Source organism: Pedobacter sp. (genome assembly GCF_045627485.1).
Classification (GTDB): domain Bacteria; phylum Bacteroidota; class Bacteroidia; order Sphingobacteriales; family Sphingobacteriaceae; genus Pedobacter.
The window spans coordinates 40,519-59,489 of record NZ_JAZQNU010000092.1; the positions used below are offsets into that span (position 1 = coordinate 40,519).

Here is an 18,971-nt window from a genome sequence, read left to right on the forward strand (position 1 = left end):
GTCATGATTTTAGCACCCATTAATTAGATTATATAAAGCAATGAAATCATTATCAGCTTCATTCCATAAGAAAAAATAAATAACGCAATGAAACATATCAACATAAGAATTACAGGAAGAGTACAGGGTGTTTCGTTTCGGGCGGTCACAAAAATGATTGCCGATCAAATGGGGGTTCGTGGGATGATCCGTAACGAAAAAGACGGAAGTGTCTATATAGAAGCTGAAGGTGATGACGTGTCGCTGGAAGTATTTTTGGAATGGTGCCATGATGGGCCAGATCGCGCAATCGTAGAAAATGTGGAAGTGACACCGGGCGAAATAAAAAACTATGGTAATTTTGAGGTTATAAAAAGTAAATAACAATAGTATGAGGGTTCCACGTGTCGGTTATTAAAAAATTCCTCGGTCAGACAGCCGTTTACGGTCTTACCACAGTCTTCTCCAGGCTGTTCAACTTTATTCTTACGCCAATTTATACTTCTGTATACGCAACGGCAACCTATGGTGTGTTTACTACCTTATACAGTTACGCGGCCATGGTTAATGCCCTATTGGCTTTTGGAATGGAAAGTACGTTTTTCCGTTACCTGAACAAACACGAAGATAAAAAGCAGGAGGTATACAACAATTGTTTTTTGTGTGTGGCTTTTATAGCCACACTGTTCTTGGTAACAGGATTTGTATTTACCGACCCCATTGCACGATATATTTATACAGGCGTAGACAACAAGATACTCGACTACCAGCACTATGTTCGGATTTTTGTCGCCATGTTGGCTGTTGACGCCTTATGCGTAATTCCGTTTGCCAAGCTGCGTGCTGATGGTAAGCCATTACGTTACAGCGTGATAAAATTTGTGAACATTGGGACGTTCGTTGGGCTCAACCTGTTCTTCATTTTTGTTGTCCCTTTTATGATTAAAAATCACTGGCCTTTGGGGGATTGGTTTGCTTCCTGGTATCGATTTCAATGGATAGGCTATGTATTTATAGCTAATTTAGTAGCCAGCGTGGTAACTATGCTGATGCTTTTGCCGCAGTTTTTGGAATTACAGCTTAGGTTTGATAAAGCACTGTTTAGGAAGATGTTTTCTTACAGCTGGCCGATCGTGATTGCAAACCTATCATTTATTGTGAACGAGAATCTCGATAAACTTGCCCTCGGTAAACTGTTGCCTGCAGAAATATCAGACGCTCAGGTTGGGATCTATGGCGCAGTGGCCAAGATTGCAGTTTTCATGAGTATTTTCATCACCGCCTTTCGTTTAGGGGCAGAGCCGTTTATCTTTGGTTATGCCAAAAACCTCAATGCAAAAAAAGCATACGCGGTCATACTCCATTACTTTGTCATTGCGCTTACCTTGTTATTTGTATTTCTGGTAGCCAACATCGAACTGTTAAAATATTTCATCACCCGTAAGGAGTATTGGGTGGGTTTACCTGCTGTTCCCTTTTTGTTGGCGGGATACATGTGCCTGGGTATTTATATGAACTTATCGATATGGTATCGCTTATCTGACCAAACGCGATTTGGTTTGTACATTTCGGTGATAGGGGCTGTAATTACCATTCTGTTTAACCTTCTTTTAATCCCTAAATTCAGTTATATGGGGTCGGCATGGGTATCGATGTTAACCTATTTTGTGATGATGGTGATTTCGTATGTTTTAGGCCAGAAATATTATCCCATTCCTTATAATCTAAAACGCCTTGTGTTATATTTGGTATTATCATCGGTGCTGGTAGGTTTGAGTTTTTGGGTCTTCGACCGTAATATCTATATTGGCAACGCCTTGCTCCTTGCTTTTCTTGCATTCATTGTTTTTGTAGAGAAAGACGATGTAAGGATGTTATTGCGTAAAGATTTAAAGAATAATAATTAACAAGGCAATGACAGCCTGATCACGTACAAATTACCATAAATACAACTATGAAGATAAAAATCGTTAATCATTCAGAATTCCCTTTGCCACAATACGAAACAGCACATGCAGCTGGTATGGACCTGCGTGCTTACATAGGAAATGAAATTAAAATTAAACCTTTACAACGTATGTTGATTCCAACAGGTTTACACATTGAACTTCCCATTGGCTATGAAGCACAGATTCGTCCACGTAGTGGCCTTGCTTATAAACATGGAATTAGTATTGTAAATGCACCTGGAACTATTGATGCGGATTACCGTGGAGAAATAAAAGTGCTGTTAGTGAACTTGTCAGATACAGACTTTGTTGTGAATAGTGGAGACCGAATTGCACAAATGGTAATCGCTAAACATGAAACTGTTACCTGGGAAAGTGTTGGTGAGCTAAGTGATACGGCACGTGGAGAAGGTGGGTATGGCCATACAGGCAAATAGGGAGACCATAAAAAATTTAGGGGATGAATAATACAAAGAAACTGAGAAGTGTATTGTTAATGGGGGCGGTAGTATTGACTCTAGCGGCTTGTAAAAGCCGTAAACTGGTAGAAGTTCCTCCAGTGGTTAAAAAAGATACTGCAGCAAGTGTGAAATTAACAAATATTCAGCTGCTAAAGAATAAAAACAGCGTATACCAGACCCTTTCTATGAGGGGAAAGGCAGCGGTGGATATTGATGGCCAGGCGCACAACGTATCGGTTAATATCAGGATGTTAAGAGATAAAAAAATCTGGATGAGCGTGACGGCCATTGCGGGAATAGAAATAGCCAGGGTATTGGTAACGCCAGATAGCCTCGTGGTTATTAATCGCCTACATGGGCTGGTGTTGCAGCAACCTTTTCGTTACATCCACCAGTACGCCAACCGGGAAATAAACTTTAAAATGCTGCAGGACATTCTTGCCGGCAATGCAATAAATGAGTTTATGGTAGCCGATGCGGAGCTAACCCCGGTAAATGGATCCTGGTTATTAAAGGGTGAAAAAAACGGTTTGGGCTTCCAAATCCTCTTTAATACCTTACTTAAAGCCTCTGAGACCAATTTGAACGACGTAAAAACCGCACAGGCGCTCAAAGTGACTTATGCAAATTATACGGAAGTGAACAAGGCTTTATATCCCACTGCCATACAATTGCAATCATTTTCAGGCCGGAAGAAGATCAACCTTGACTTCGACTTTACAAAAATAGAAAGCAATGTTGACCTGGATTTTTCGTTTACAGTTCCGAAGAGGTTTAAAGTTATAAACTAAATTTTTTATACTTTTGAATTAATGAAGCTATACAGATTATTTTTCTTTTTATTCCTTATGACCTTTGCTGTTCAGGGTTTTTCTCAAAACAGCGCACAGTTAAAACGGAAAAAAGAAGCCATCCAGAGAGAGATTGAACTTTTGCAACGTAACTTGAAGAAGGCTGCCAATGCAAAAAAACTTACCTTAAGTGAAATCAGGGCTTTGAACACCAAGATCGATTTAATGCAAAGCAAAATCACGGTGATCAACTCGGAAATTAAAAATCTGGATAACCAAATTCATGAGAACACCAATACCGTTCGTTCACTGAAAGAGCAGCTGGCCCATTTAAAGAAAGAGTATGCAGGAATGATCCGTTTTGCACAACGGAACAAAAATGCTTACGATAAGATGATGTTTGTATTTGCGGCGAAAGACTTTAACCAGGCTTATAAGCGTATTAAATACATGCAGCAATTTGGGCAGTACCGTAAAAAACAGGCCGCTTATATCCAGGGAACAGAAAAAAACCTAAATAACAAAATTGTTATTCTTGATAAAAGTCTGAAAGAAAAAAGCAACTTGCTGCGGGAACAAGAGAATGAAAAAGAAATTTTAGGGAAAAATAAAACCCAGCGTTCTGCAGTTCTTAATAAATTTAGTAAACAGGAGCGGCAATATAACCAGGATATTTCCAAGCGTAAAAAGCAGCAACAGGCTATAGACCGCCAGATTCGTCAGGCGATTCAGCGTGAAATTGCATTAGCTAAAAAGCGTGAAGAAGAAGCAGCAAGAGCGGCAGCGGCAAAAGCGAGGGCAGAAAATAAACCTGCTCCTGAAGCGCCAAAAGCTAAAACTACTGCCGGTTATTTAACAGCTACTCCAGAGTCAGCAAAGCTTTCTGCTGCTTTTGAAAGTAATAGGGGTGGTTTACCATGGCCGGTGGCGCAGGGTTCCATCACAGAAGGTTTTGGTAGGCATCGGGAGGGCCAGGCAAGTTACGATAATGCAGGTATCACTATACAAACCGCTGCGGGGGCTACGGTTCGTGCTGTATTTAATGGAAAGGTATCCAGGGTGATGAATAATTTGGGAACCTATTTCGTGTTAATCAAACACGGGGAGTATTTTACGGTATATCAAAACCTTACCTCCGTAAGTGTATCTGCAGGTGATAATGTGAGTACCAAACAATCCATAGGTGTGGTAGCTGATACCGGAGATATACCAGAATTACAGTTCCAGATTTGGAGAGGTTCTGTGGCTCAGAACCCACAAGCATGGATTGCGAAATAATTTTAAAATTTTAATGCATATATTTGTATTAGCAAATCATAAAAGAGGTTAAAATGTACACAGTAACATTATTAGAATTCTTAAACATGGGCGGTGGAGAGATCATGCTCATTTTAGCCGTAGTGTTGCTTCTTTTTGGAGGCAAGAAATTACCTGAGCTGGCACGTGGACTAGGAAAAGGAATCAGAGATTTTAAAGACGCCTCGGAAGGGGTAAAACGCGAAATTCATAGAAATATTAATTCCATGGATATTGATGATGAATTAAAGCGTGAAGAGCAACAAGCATCTAATGCTGCACCAGCAACGGAACCTGTTGTTAATAACGAACCATTAGAACATCCATCAACAGTAGAACGCACAGCGGCGGTAATTAACACTGAACCTGTAGAAAATACGGTTCCTGTGCAACCAAAGGCACCTGTAAGTCATGCTGAAGAAGATATAAAACCAAGTAACAACATTTAATTTAACGACTATGTTAAACACAACCATATTAGCAGCCTTAGGCGCCCCGGAAATTGCGATAATTTTAGTAATCGTTTTATTGCTTTTTGGCGGTAAGAAAATTCCTGAATTGATGCGTGGATTAGGTAAAGGTGTGAAAGAATTTAAAGATGGTAAAGATGGAGCCGACAATGATCTTTACGATCGCGATGGCAACAAAGTAAATAAGCCGCTTTAATTCACCCTATTATTATTTTAAACATTTCCTGCAGTTTTGAAGAAATTTAGCTCTTTAAAAGAGATAAGAACACTTATTGATCAAAAAAAGACCAGCATGCCTCAATTGCTGGACTACTATTTTAACCAGATTACCGCTAATGAAGGGCTTAACGCTTTTAATGAGGTGTTCTCGGAGTCGGCAAGTCTTCAAGCTGCAGCAGTTCAACAAAAATTAGAGCAAGGTACTGCAGGCAAACTTGCAGGCATGGTGATCGGTATTAAAGATAATATCTGTTATAAAGACCACCAGGTAAGCGCTTCATCGAAGATGCTTGACGGCTTTGTTTCTCCCTACTCGGCCACTGTGGTGCAACGGTTACTGGATGAGGATGCGGTGATTATTGGCCGCCTCAACTGTGACGAATTTGCCATGGGCGGCTCTAACGAGACTTCTTATTTTGGTCCGGTTAAAAATGCTTTTGATCAGGATCGTGTAGCTGGTGGTTCATCAGGCGGTTCGGCAGTTGCCGTACAGGCTGATTTATGTCTGGCAGCGTTAGGCACGGATACTGGTGGTTCGGTACGCCAGCCAGCGGCTTTTTGCGGCTGCATTGGTATGAAACCTACCTACGGACGTATTTCCAGGTATGGCGTAATTGCTTATGCATCATCTTTTGACCAGGTAGGAACCATTACTTCTTCTGTAAGTGATGCCGAATTATTGCTTGAAGTTTTAGCGGGTGCCGATGATTATGACAGCACAGTAGCGCAACAACCGGTACCGGCGTATAGTGAGATAAAAACTAAAGATAAAAAATTCAGGATTGCTGTTTTGAAAGAAACCTTATCCAGCGAGGCCCTAGATAGCAGTGTTAAATCTGCGATACTGGCGGCTATTGACAAATTGAGAGGCCAGGGACATACCGTTACTGAAGTTTCATTTGAACTGCTGGATTATATGGTGCCTGCCTATTATGTATTGACCACTGCAGAGGCTTCGTCCAATCTTTCCCGTTACGATGGTGTGCATTATGGATATCGAAATACACAAGCGGAAAGTCTCAATGCATTATACAAACTTTCGCGAGCAGAGGGTTTTGGTGAGGAAGTAAAAAGGCGTATCCTGCTGGGTACTTTCGTATTAAGCGCAGGATATTATGATGCTTATTACCAGAAAGCACAGCGGGTTCGACGTCTGATCAGGGAGAAGGCTGAAAATCTTCTACAGGATTATGATGTCATTTTAACACCAGTGGCACCAACACCGCCTTTTAAAATCGGGGAGAATATTGAGGATCCTTTGGTAATGTATATGGCCGACATATATACCGTGTTAGCTTCTTTGGCGGGAATACCGGCAATTGCAATTCCCCTTGGTAATAATGATAATGGCTTACCGGTAAGTTTACAATTAATGGCCGGACATTTCAAGGAAGAGATTTTATTCTCGTTATCTGATAGCTTTTTAAAATAATTCTGTATATATTTAAATTAGATATGAAACCCTAAATTAAGCGTGAGCTTGAAACTAAGCCTATGAAAACAAATGCATGTCTGCTCTCATTTTGTATAATAGCGTTAATCAGCTTCAGGGCAACCGCCCAAAAATACGACCCTCTATTGATTGTGGACACCATTATAGTGCCTATGATTGTGGAAACCCCAGTATTTGACGAGTATAATGGTCTTTATAAAGAAAGGCTTGATGCTGTTCAGCAGCGCGTTCCCTTAAATTATAACGAGTATGTGCATAAATATATAGATATTTATAGCGCCCGTTCAAGCCAGTTTGGTAAAATGCTGGGGATGTCTGAATACTATTTTCCTATCTTCGAAAAGGCCTTTAAGGCCTATGATATTCCGGAAGAAATTAAATACTTGTCGATCATTGAGTCTAATTTGAATCCTAAGGCGGTTTCCCGTGTTGGGGCAACCGGTATCTGGCAGTTTATGTTTGGTACCGCTAAGGGTTATGGCTTAAATATGGACAACTATGTAGATGAGCGCCGGGATCCGGTGGAGGCAAGTTATGCCGCTGCTGCTTATTTTAGAGATGCATATGAAAGTTTAGGGGATTGGCTTTTAGCCATTGCCGCTTATAATTGTGGGCGTGGAAATGTTGACCGCGCCATGGCCAAAGCCAATTCCAGAGATTTCTGGGAAATCAGGCCTTTTCTTCCTGCAGAGACAAGAAATTATGTGCCAGCTTTCATAGCTGCTTTATATGTAATGAAGTTTTCTGAAGCACATGATATCAAACACCAGCCTTCGGCCCTTGCCATTGCTACGGATTCCATACAAGTGAACCGTTTTGTTTCCATACCTATGGTCGCTCAAGCTATGAACATGGAGCCTGATTTGTTATACGCCCTGAATCCTTCTTATAAAAAAAATATAATAAACGGTACGGAAGAAAACCCAAAACGACTGGTAGTTCCAAGGATTACGATCGATAATTTTGACCGAGTATATGATGTACTCTATAACCAGGAAGGAATTCCAGCATCCAGGGTTATATTAGCAGCCAATGACGATCGTCGCGTATCAAAGAAAAGAACAACTGCAAAAACGCCGGCTAAATACCATAGGGTGAGCCCGGGACAAAGCCTCTCTACTATTGCACAAAAATATAAGGTTGAAGTGCAGGACTTAAAGGTCTGGAATAGGTTGAAATCCTCGGTATTAATGCCTGGACAACGATTAATTGTTTCCCAACAGGCGGTTGTCAGGTCACCTTCTTCATCAAGGTCTACAAAAGGATATATTTCTTCAAGAGAAAAAAACAGTGCTTCTAGCCAGTCTGGCAAAATCTAACAGCGTTTTATTTCGAGGCTCATGAAAGAATTGTAACTTTGGGCTTTTACGAAGAAATTTCATATGAGTAAGACGAACAAGAAACAGGACGCTTTAGATTACCATTCCCAAGGTAGACCAGGAAAAATACAGGTAGTACCTACCAAACCAACTAATTCTCAAAGAGATTTAACTTTGGCCTATTCACCGGGGGTAGCTGAGCCTTGTTTGAAGATCGCAGATAATACCGAAGACGTTTATAAATATACCGCGAAAGGTAATCTTGTTGCGGTAATCAGTAATGGCACAGCAGTGCTTGGTTTAGGAAATATCGGTCCCGAAGCAGGTAAGCCAGTGATGGAAGGTAAAGGTTTATTATTTAAGATTTTTGCTGACATCGATGTGTTTGACTTGGAATTAGATACGACAAATGTTGATGATTTTGTTAAAATCGTTAAGGCCCTGGAGCCTACTTTCGGCGGAATAAATCTGGAGGATATCAAAGCTCCAGAATGTTTTGAGATTGAACGCCGTTTAAAAGAGGAAATGAAAATTCCGGTGATGCATGATGACCAGCATGGTACTGCAATCATTTCTGCCGCCGCCTTATTAAATGCCTGCGAATTACAGAAAAAGAAATTAGATAAAGTTAAGATTGTAGTTAACGGTGCGGGTGCTGCCGCCATTTCATGTTCAAGGTTATACGTTTCATTAGGTGCGAAACTTGAGAATATCGTAATGTGCGACAGGGCTGGTGTAATCAGGGCCAATCGCCCAGATCTGGGTGCCCTAAAAGCTGAGTTTGCTACCAGCAGAAATATTAATACGCTGGCTGATGCCATGAAAGACAGTGACGTCTTTATCGGTCTTTCATCAGCGGATTGCGTAACTGCCGACATGTTAAAGTCGATGGCTAAAAACCCAATCGTTTTTGCCATGGCTAACCCTAATCCCGAAATTGCCTACGATTTGGCCATTAGTTCACGTAAGGATTTAATTATGGCTACAGGCCGTTCTGATTATCCTAACCAGGTAAATAACGTGTTGGGTTTCCCTTATATCTTCAGGGGTGCGCTAGACGTTAGGGCAACCAGTATTAATGAAGAAATGAAAATTGCAGCCGTTAATGCCATTGCTGAACTGGCTAAAAAATCAGTTCCTGAAGCGGTAATTATGGCCTACAACGAAAAGAACATCAAGTTCGGTAAGGATTATATTATCCCAAAACCTAATGATTTCAGGTTGTTGACCAATGTATCAATGGCGGTAGCAAAAGCAGCCATTGAATCGGGTGTAGCCAGAAAAATTATTACCGATTGGGATGCTTATTTCGAAGAGTTAAAAGGACGTTTAGGGAAAGATGATTCCATTATGCGTGCCATTACCAATACCGCGAAATCTGCGCCTAAAACGGTGGTGTTTGCCGAAGCTGATAACTACAAAATTCTTAAAGCAGCTCAGATTGTAAAAGAAGAGAACATTGCTATTCCAATTCTTTTAGGCAATAAAGCTGTAATCAACCAAATTATTGAGGAAAGTGCCTTAGAACTGGATGGTGTAGTGATTATTGATCCTTTTCAGGAGCCTGAAAGAATGAAAAAATATGCGGAGTCCTTATACCAGAAAAAACAAAGGAAGGGTATAACGTCTGTTGACGCAGCGAAACTTTTGCGCGACAGGAATTATTTCGGTGCTTCGATGGTGGAATTTGGAGAAGCAGATGCGATGATTTCTGGCTTAACAAAAAATTACGCTTCTACCATTAAACCTGCTTTACAAGTTATCGGAACAGAAGAGGGGGTGAATCGCGTGGCCGGAATGTACATGATGATGACAACGAAAGGGCCTGTTTTCTTTGGTGATACTACAGTAAACGTGGATCCTACAGCAGAAGAGTTGGTTGACCTCACCTTGTTATTGGAACGTGCGGTAAGGAAATTTAACATTAAACCCCGCATTGCAATGTTATCTTACTCTAACTTCGGTTCAAACGATGGCGAAGTACCTCAGAAAGTAAGAAAAGCAGTGAACATACTACATAAAGATCACCCTGAGATTGTGGTTGACGGTGAGATGCAAGGTAACTTCGCTATGAATAGTGAGTTGCTTAATGATAATTTCCCTTTTAGCACCCTGGCGGGATCACCTGCGAATACCCTGGTATTCCCTAACCTTGAATCGGGTAACATTGCCTATAAATTATTACAAGAATTAGGTGGTGCAGAAGCGGTTGGTCCTATCTTGGTAGGTCTGAAAAAACCAGTTCACATTGTGCAATTGGGTAGTTCAGTTCGTGAGATTGTAAATATGGTAACCATTGCTGTGGTAGACGTGCAAACCAAAGAAAGTGAAGCGGCTGCTAAAAGTGGTCTAAAAAGAAAGACTAAAATATAAAACATGTTTGAATATATTGATGGCAAGTTAACTTTTAAATGCCCCACTTATATCGTCGTTGAAACTGGTGGGATTGGCTATCACCTCAATATATCATTAAACACATATAGCCTTCTTGCAGATGCTGAGCGCTGCAAAGTATATACCTGGCTACACATTAAGGAAGATGCGCATACCCTTTACGGCTTTGCCGATGAAGGGGAGCGCAGACTTTTCCTACACCTGATCTCCGTTTCCGGAATCGGCCCTAATACCGGAAGAATGATGCTTTCTTCCATTACCCCACAAGAAATACAACAAGCCATTGTGAATGGTGATCTTGCCCTGATTCAGCGAATTAAAGGCATTGGCGCAAAAGGTGCACAACGTATAGTGCTCGAATTGCAAGATAAACTAAAAAAAGAAGGTACTGGCTCTCTAATGGCTGCACCGTTAAATAATACCGTAAGAGAGGAGGCGCTTTCCGCCCTGATGATGCTTGGTTTTGCCAAACCACCAGCAGAAAAAGCCCTTGATAATGCCATTAAAAATAATGGTTTGGATCTTACTGTAGAACAGATGATCAAAATTGCCTTAAAGAACCTATAATTTGTAACCTATCTTGCGTAACGTATCTCTCCTGATAACCTTTTTGGTTATTCTTTTTCAGGGACAGCAAGCTTTTTCGCAGGAGGGGAGCACTGTTGCTCCTGATAGCCTCAAAAATACATTCGGCTGGAAAGAACGGCAGGATCTTGGCTTCCGTCTGGGGCAAAGGGAGGTGGAATACGATGCACCGAGTAGGTTATATATCTTGCGCGAGAGATCGGAAGGGCGTTACCTGTCTGCCCCACAGTACTTAACAGTCGATGAATACCAGCGCCTGCTGAATGCAGAGATGAAACGCCAGAACTGGCGGCAATACTCCAATGCAGAAATTTCCCAGATACGCGAAACAGGAATAATTCCCAGTCTTGAGGTAAACGACCGATCTTTTGAGCGCCTTTTTGGCGGTAATACCATCAGTATTAAACCAAGGGGAGAAGCGGAACTTGTTTTCTTAGGCCGCGTAAATAGAAATGAGAATCCTTTGCTTAATGAACGCCAGCGCAAGCAAAGTAGTTTTGATTTTGATCAGCGCATTCAAATGGACCTTGTAGGACAGGTGGGGACCAAGCTTCAGGTGAAAATGAATTATAATACCGAAGCGCAATTTGACTTCGAGAACCAATTTAAGCTGGAATATACAGGCAGCGAAGATGAGATTATAAAAAAAATAGAAGCTGGGTATGTCAATTTCCCTTTAAACACCTCGTTAATGACGGGCATGCAGTCGCTATTTGGGGTGAAGACACAACTACAATTCGGCCGTTTAAGTGTAACCTCCGTTTATTCACAGCAAAAGTCTCAAAGCAGGGAGATACGCATCAATAATGGGGCACAGCATAATGAGTTTAGGTTTGGAGCCGATCAGTACGAGGCAAATAAACATTATTTCCTGGCCCAATATTTCAGGGAGCACTATAACCAGGCCTTAGCTAAGGCCCCAATTATAACCACTGGAATCAATGTTACCAAAATAGAGGTATGGGTTACCAATAAATCGGGAGCCACACAGGATTCACGTGATGTACTCGCCCTTTTAGATCTTGGAGAAAATAATCCCTATGCTAACAATTTAGTGCAAGGCGGTGCGGGTTATTCTTCCATGCCGTCGGGTTTTAACTCGCCAGCTTTTCCACGTGTTTCAAACGATTTACTTACTCAACTTCCGGCCGATGCCAGGTTAAGCAATTCCAATGCTGCAATTTCCTTTTTTCAAGCCAATGGAGGTACCGACAACTTTGCACGGTTAAGTTATGCCAGGAAGTTGAGCGATCGTGAGTTTAGATTTCATGCACAATTAGGTTACATATCGTTAAATAACGCCTTGAATGCAGATGAAGTGCTGGCAGTTGCTTTTCGCTACACCTACAATGGTGTAGAATACCAGGTAGGGGAACTGAGTACCGACACACCTTTTGATCCGTTAGTACCGAAAGTGCTATTTGCCAAGTTATTAAAAAATGAAACCATTAAAACTTATTTGCCGACATGGAACTTGATGATGAAAAATATTTATTCCATTGGAGGCTATCAGATTAGTCCGCAACAGTTTAAGTTGGATATTTACCGCATCGACGAAAAAACAGGTGTGGAGCAGGCATTTATTGCCGAAGGGGAAAAAATCGATGCCGAAACTAAAACTCCCTTAAAAAATAAACCCTGGTTGCAGGCAACCCGTTTGGACCGGTTAAACCAGCAACGAGAAAACTCCGCTGATGGAATGTTCGATTTTGAATCTGAAAATAACCCTTTTTCCGGTGGCGGTAATGTTGATGCAAATGCAGGCTTAACTGAATTTACAACCCTGGGGAAAAGCGGTTACGTCACCATTGACGCACAGCAGGGAAGCCTGATATTCCCGGTGCTGGAACCTTTTGGTAAAGACCTGGCTAGTCAATTTTATGCCGCTGAACAAAATTTAATAGATAAATATACCTACCAGGCATTATACGATTCTACCAAAGTAGTGGCGCAAACGCAATTTATTGCTAAAAACAGGTACATCTTAAAGGGTAGTTTCCAAAGCAGCAATACCAATGAATATTCGCTAAATGCGATTAATGTAGCAGAAGGTTCGGTAAGGGTTTTCGCCGGAACATTGCCTTTACAGGAAGGCTTGGATTATACCGTTAACTACATGAATGGAAGTGTGAAGATCCTTAATGAGAGTTTACTGCAAACAGCACAACCCATCCGCATCTCCACAGAAAATAACGAACTTTTCGGTCAGCAGCAGCGTTCCCTTTTCGGAACACGCCTGGAATACCGGCTAAACAACCACCTCTACCTGGGTGCCACTTTGATGAACCTGAGTGAAAAACCCATTACGCCAAAAGTAAACCTGGGTGAAGAACCAATAGCCAACACCATGTGGGGTATGGACCTGAATTACAGCGCCCCATCGAGGTTTTTAACTAAAATGGTCGATAAGTTACCATTTCTCTCCACCAGAGAACCCTCCAGCATTACTTTTTCGGGTGAATTTGCCAGGTTAATTCCCGGACACCCAAAGGCATTAAACGCTAACGGAACCACAGCTGGTACGAGTTACCTTGATGATTTTGAAGCCGCACGGTCTGTTATCGACCTGAAAAGTGCATTAAGCTGGCAGCTGTCGGGCACGCCACAACTATTTTCAGAATCGCAACTGGTTGATAATCTCGCTTATGGTTATAACCGCTCGTTAATTGCCTTTTATAATATTGATCCTACTTTTTATTATGGAAACACCGCTAATTTGCCCGAATCCCTGCGTCAGAATCGTACTGAACGCTCAAATCATTACGTGCGTGAAGTATTAGAGCAGGAAGTATTTCCTTTTAAAGACCTGGGTGCTGGTCAGGCTTTGGCCTTGCCAACCCTTGATATAGCCTATTATCCCACCGTACGTGGTCCATATAATTTTAATACAACAGGTTTTAATCCCGATGGCAGCTGGGTAAATCCGCGCAGTAAATGGGGCGGTCTGCTCCGTCGAATGGAAAATAACGATTTTGAAGCGCAGAATATTGAATACATTGAACTTTGGGTGCTCGACCCATTTCTCTATAAACCAGCAGCCACAGGTGGTGACCTCTATTTTAACATAGGTAACCTGAGCGAAGATATTTTAAAAGACGGTCGTAAGGCTTTGGAAAATGGCTTGCCGGTGGATGGTGACCCCAGTCGATTTGAGGAAACCAATTGGGGCAGGGTGTCCAAATTACAACCCGCAGTGGCCACTTTTGATAATAATCCGGTATCAAGGAAAGTACAGGATGTTGGATTGGATGGTTTATCTAATGCTGATGAAAAAGTGAAATTTGCCACGCCATTACAGCAAATATTAGGGAAGCTATTACCTGCTGCCGCTGCAGCGCTGGAAAGTGACCCTTCGTCTGATGATTATGTCTATTTCAGGGGTACCGCTATGGACCAGCGCAATGCCGGTATTTTACAAAGATACCAGCGCTATAACGGTATGGAGGGAAATTCCAGAACCCCCAGCCAGTCTATGCAGGACTTTGGTGTTGAAAATTCTGCAGCTACAGCCTTACCGGACGGCGAGGATGTAAACCGCGACAACAACATGACGCAGTCTGACGAGTACTTTCAATACAAAATCTCCATGCGCCCGGCTGACCTGGTGGTGGGCAAAAAATATGTCACCGATAAGGTCACTTCACAAGTGAAGCTTTCAAACGGACAGACACAATCGGTGAACTGGTACCAGATACGCATTCCCCTAAGTGAATATGATCAGCGTGTGGGCGGCATACAGGACTTTAAATCCATCCGTTTTATCCGTTTGTTTATGACAAATTTTGAGGATACCACGGTGCTCCGCTTTGCAAAAATACAGTTGGTAAAAGGCGAATGGCGCCAATACAACAACGCCAACGAGGCCTCAAAGGTGATTGCCGATCCCAGCCTCCCTGCAATAAATGCAGATCATTCGACCTTACAGGTGGCAACGATAAACATCGAAGAAAATGGCAAGCGCACGCCTATTCCCTATGTGTTGCCCCCAGGCATTGAAAGAGAGCGTGATTACAGCAATTACCGCACAGAAACAATTCAAAATGAGCAGTCTTTAACCCTGACGGTTAAGAACCTGCGCGACGGTTATGGACGTGCCGCTTTCAGAACCGCTATTAATGATTTCAGGGCCTATAAAAACCTGGAAATGTATATCCATCTGGAAGCGGAGGGTAACAATGTGTTAAACGACCGCGACCTGAATGCTTTTTTAAGGATTGGAACTGATAACCAGGATAACTATTATGAATATGTGCAGCCTTTGCTGGTTACCCGGCCTGGTACGGCTAGCCCTTATGCCATCTGGCCAGAAGAAAATGTAATGCGCATTGATTTGGAGGTCTTTCAAAAGGCTAAGCTGGCGCGTAATGCGGCCATGATGCCAAACGGACAATTGTGGCCACAAAATATACCTTTTGAATACCGGGATGGCGCAAATACCGTCATTGTGAAAGGGCAACCTGATATGAGTAAAATAAGGGTATATATGCTGGGCATAAAAAACCCGTTGCGTAACCCGGCTGCGCAGGCAGGTGACGATGGTCTTGACAAACATGCACAGGTATGGTTTAATGAACTTCGGCTAACAGAGTTTGATGAACGTGGAGGTTGGGCCGCCACAGCGAGGGTAAATGCACGTTTGGCCGATTTCGCTGATGTGAATCTCTCCGGCAGCAAATCTACCATTGGCTTTGGTTCGATAGAAAATAGGGTAAGTGAACGCAACCGTGCAGATCATGTATTCTTTGACCTCAGCTCCAGCATGGAACTTGGTAAATTCTTTCCAGCAAAATCTGGTGTAAAAATCCCACTGTTTCTTAGTTATTCCAACCAGGTGAGTACACCACAATACGATCCATTAATTCCGGATGTGGAACTCAAGAATGCCCTCGCTAACAAAACGGATCAGGAGAAAGAAAGTATCCTCAATTATGCGCAGGACCATACCACGCGCAATAGCATTAGTTTGACCAATGTACGCAAAGAGCGTACAAACCCAGATAAAAAGCCACAGTTATGGGATGTAGAAAACCTGAGCGCCAGTTATGCTTACAGCAATGTTGAACACCGTGACTTTATTAACCAGAACAACATACAACGCAACTACAGAGGTTCGCTGAACTATACTTATTCAGCACCGCCCGTGATGATTTCGCCTTTTGAGAAGTTAATTAAATCAAACACCCTGGCTTTACTCAGGGACGTAAACTTTAGTTTATTGCCTTCTGCCATTAATTTCAGGATAGAGCTTGACAGATATTATGCAGAAAACAGCCTGCGCGATAACAATCCATCTAATGGTATTCCCATCAATACTACTTTTAATAAAAATTTCCTGGTTACCCGCGTTTACGGTATTTCATGGAACCTGACCCGTTCTTTCCTGCTTGATTTCGATGCGACCAATTATTCTATTATTGACGAACCAGATGGGCGCATCAATGGACTAAAAAGAGACACGGTGTGGCAAAACCTCCAACGTTTAGGGCGTACTACTGATTATGCGCATAATCTTAACCTGACCTATAACCTGCCGATAAACAAAATACCGGGCCTGGATTGGATTAATGTGGCTACCCGTTATGGAACCACCTTTAACTGGCAAACGGAAAGTCAGGTGACGCGCCTTGATCCGCAGGTTGATTTAGGCAATACAGTGCAAAATTCAAGAACCATACAGGTTAATCCTACTCTTAACCTAAGTAGTTTTTACAGCCAGCTGGGGCTACAGGGATCGCACGACAATACAGGTGTCGGCCAAATTTTGTCAGACCTGTTGACAGGTGTAAAAACTGTTAATGGTGCTTTTACACAAACCAAAGGTATCTTCTTGCCTGGTTACCTGCCGCGCACACAATATTTTGGGATCGATGAGGCTACTGGTGCACCGGGATTGGGTTTTGTATTCGGCAGTCAGCGAGACATCAGGATGATGGCCATTAACAACGGTTGGATCACTACAGATACCCTGCAATCGCAATTATACATTAACACAATCCGGGAGGACTTTAGCTTTACCAGCACCCTTGAACCCATTCGCGACCTACGCATTACGTTAACGGCCAATAAAAACCGTACGCTAAATTATTCCAGTAATTTCCGCTATAACAATCAGTCGGAAAGCTTTGATAACCTGAGCCCCAACACTACTGGCGATTACAGCGTTACTTTTATGACGCTTCGTACGGCATTTTCAGATCAGAAAGGCAGCCTGGTTTCCCAGGTGTTCCAGAAATTTATGGCTAACCGGCAAGTCATTTCACAGCGCCTGGGTGTATTAAACCCTAATTCAGCAGGTAGCCTGGATGGCTATGCCGATGGTTACCAGAAAGAGGCCCAAGATGTAGTGATTGCCGCTTTCCTGGCCGCATATACCGGGAAAGAGGCTGGCAGTTCCAGTTTAAGTGGGATGCCTAATATTCCATTGCCAAACTGGCGCATCAGTTACGGCGGGCTCAGCCGTATTGCATTTTTACAGGAACATTTTAAATCCATTGATCTTCGTCATGGCTACCGCTCTGTTTACAGCGTAAACGGCTTTAATTCACTCCAGAAATATACGGAAACAGCTGGTGCCGTGAGCAGTCGTGATGTGAACAATAACTTCCTCCCTGCCTTGCAATATTCACAAGTGACTATTGCGGAACAATTTTCTCCACTGGTTGGCGTGGATACACGGTTAAAAAACAACATGACACTTAATTTCGAGATGGGCAGAACCCGTTTGCTGGGACTCAGTATGGCCAATAGCCAACTGGCACAGCTTTCTGAAAATAACATGGTTTTTGGAGTGGGCTACCGCAGTAACAAATTCCGCTTCCCTTTTGGGATGTTCAAACAATTAAAACTGGATAACAACATGGACATTAAAATGGATGTTGCAGTTAGAGATAATAAAACCGTGATTTACCGCGCCGATATCGAGGCGGCAGAGGTGTCGGCAGGAGCTAAAAACATTACTTTAAGGCCCAGTGTAGATTACGTGTTGAATAAACTGTTTAATGTTAAAGTGTTTTACGATTCCAATATTACCCAACCCTATACCTCACAAACCTTTAACACGTCGTACAGTAATTTCGGTTTTAGTTTAAGAATGATCTTTAATTAGCGTTGATATAGCGCTGAAGAATAATTAACTTTGGCAACTAAATTAGAACAAAATGAATTTTCCATCAGAATTAAAATATACTAAAGACCACGAGTGGGTTAGGGTAGAAGGTAATGAAGCTGTTATAGGCATCACAGATTTCGCACAACGTGAATTAGGCGACATCGTTTACATTGATATCAACACTGTTGGTGATGAAGTAGCACAAGATGAAGTTTTTGGATCTGTAGAGGCAGTTAAAACTGTATCTGACTTATTTATGCCGGTAACAGGTACAATCAATGAAGTAAATGCTGCTTTAAATGACAACCCTGAATTGGTAAATTCTGACCCATATGGTGATGGATGGATGGTGAAAGTAACTTTGGCGGATAACGCTAGTGTTGATGGATTACTTGATGCGGCCGCTTATCAAACTTTAGTTGGCGCTTAGTAGATGAATTTCATTAAAGCATTAAAGTACCAGGGCTGGGCAATAGCATGGTCTATATTTATTTTAATACTTTGTTGCATAAAAACGCCAGACTCGGGGAGTTCTGGCTTTTTTTTTGAAGGTTTTGATAAAATGGTACACCTTGGCTTTTTTTACGTGCTTACCATTCTTCTTTTCTTTGGTAAAATAAGGTACCAGCGTCATTACCGTTTCAGCATCATTACCATTTTCAAAATTATTCTGATTACTGCTTTCATTGGCGCCGCCATTGAAGTGGTACAAATGGTGTTTTTTCCCTACCGTTCAGCCGAATTATGGGATTTTGCGAGCGACATGATCGGCGTAATGATGGGCGTCTTTAGCTATGTGGTGCTCCATTTGGCCGATTATGGCAAGAATAATAAGAATGAGGCGGTTAAATAATGACCGGTTGATTCCCTTCCTTTATTTGAATTCAATCCTTGTATTTAAAATGTTACTTATTAATTAATAAGGTGCGTTAATCTTTAGGCCCGTT

The 18,971-nt window shown here is 42.1% G+C and carries 14 protein-coding genes; all 14 read left to right on the top strand.

Annotated features, from left to right (window positions below):
• The first annotated feature begins 87 nt into the window (after window positions 1-87).
• The 14 genes from ACR2F3_RS06970 (at window position 88) to ACR2F3_RS07035 (ending at window position 18,877) form a co-directional block, all read left to right on the top strand.
• A complete protein-coding gene (locus tag ACR2F3_RS06970) occupies window positions 88-363 on the top strand; it encodes an acylphosphatase (RefSeq protein WP_432709261.1) in 276 nt (91 codons plus the stop codon).
• Between the two features lie 20 nt (window positions 364-383).
• Window positions 384-1,886, top strand: coding sequence for a polysaccharide biosynthesis C-terminal domain-containing protein (locus tag ACR2F3_RS06975; protein WP_432709262.1), 1,503 nt, complete (start codon window positions 384-386; stop codon window positions 1,884-1,886).
• Window positions 1,887-1,933: 47 nt separating this feature from the next.
• Window positions 1,934-2,365, top strand: a complete 432-nt coding sequence (gene dut, locus ACR2F3_RS06980) for a dUTP diphosphatase (RefSeq protein ID WP_432709263.1) — start codon at window positions 1,934-1,936, stop codon at window positions 2,363-2,365.
• Window positions 2,366-2,388: 23 nt separating this feature from the next.
• Window positions 2,389-3,180: a DUF4292 domain-containing protein gene (locus ACR2F3_RS06985; protein WP_432709264.1), complete on the top strand. Its 792-nt coding sequence runs from the start codon at window positions 2,389-2,391 to the stop codon at window positions 3,178-3,180.
• Window positions 3,181-3,201: 21 nt separating this feature from the next.
• Window positions 3,202-4,458: a murein hydrolase activator EnvC family protein gene (locus ACR2F3_RS06990; protein WP_432709265.1), complete on the top strand. Its 1,257-nt coding sequence runs from the start codon at window positions 3,202-3,204 to the stop codon at window positions 4,456-4,458.
• Window positions 4,459-4,511: 53 nt separating this feature from the next.
• Entirely contained in the window at window positions 4,512-4,925 is a 414-nt protein-coding gene (locus ACR2F3_RS06995) for a Sec-independent protein translocase subunit TatA/TatB (RefSeq protein WP_432709266.1), read from the top strand.
• A 10-nt stretch (window positions 4,926-4,935) separates the two neighbouring features.
• Complete coding sequence (locus tag ACR2F3_RS07000; RefSeq protein WP_432709267.1) at window positions 4,936-5,142, top strand: Sec-independent protein translocase subunit TatA/TatB; 207 nt, start codon at window positions 4,936-4,938, stop codon at window positions 5,140-5,142.
• Between the two features lie 36 nt (window positions 5,143-5,178).
• Window positions 5,179-6,597 (top strand): Asp-tRNA(Asn)/Glu-tRNA(Gln) amidotransferase subunit GatA, encoded by a 1,419-nt coding sequence (gatA, locus tag ACR2F3_RS07005; RefSeq protein ID WP_432709268.1) that lies wholly within the window; start codon window positions 5,179-5,181, stop codon window positions 6,595-6,597.
• A gap of 62 nt (window positions 6,598-6,659) precedes the next feature.
• Complete coding sequence (locus tag ACR2F3_RS07010) at window positions 6,660-7,937, top strand: transglycosylase SLT domain-containing protein (RefSeq protein ID WP_432709269.1); 1,278 nt, start codon at window positions 6,660-6,662, stop codon at window positions 7,935-7,937.
• Between the two features lie 63 nt (window positions 7,938-8,000).
• Entirely contained in the window at window positions 8,001-10,310 is a 2,310-nt protein-coding gene (locus ACR2F3_RS07015) for an NADP-dependent malic enzyme (protein WP_432709270.1), read from the top strand.
• A 3-nt stretch (window positions 10,311-10,313) separates the two neighbouring features.
• Entirely contained in the window at window positions 10,314-10,898 is a 585-nt protein-coding gene (ruvA, locus tag ACR2F3_RS07020) for a Holliday junction branch migration protein RuvA (protein WP_432709271.1), read from the top strand.
• Between the two features lie 13 nt (window positions 10,899-10,911).
• Entirely contained in the window at window positions 10,912-18,021 is a 7,110-nt protein-coding gene (sprA, locus tag ACR2F3_RS07025; protein ID WP_432709272.1) for a cell surface protein SprA, read from the top strand.
• Window positions 18,022-18,073: 52 nt separating this feature from the next.
• Window positions 18,074-18,454 (top strand): glycine cleavage system protein GcvH, encoded by a 381-nt coding sequence (gene gcvH / locus ACR2F3_RS07030; protein WP_432709273.1) that lies wholly within the window; start codon window positions 18,074-18,076, stop codon window positions 18,452-18,454.
• A 3-nt stretch (window positions 18,455-18,457) separates the two neighbouring features.
• Entirely contained in the window at window positions 18,458-18,877 is a 420-nt protein-coding gene (locus ACR2F3_RS07035) for a VanZ family protein (RefSeq protein WP_432709274.1), read from the top strand.
• Window positions 18,878-18,971: the final 94 nt, after the last annotated feature.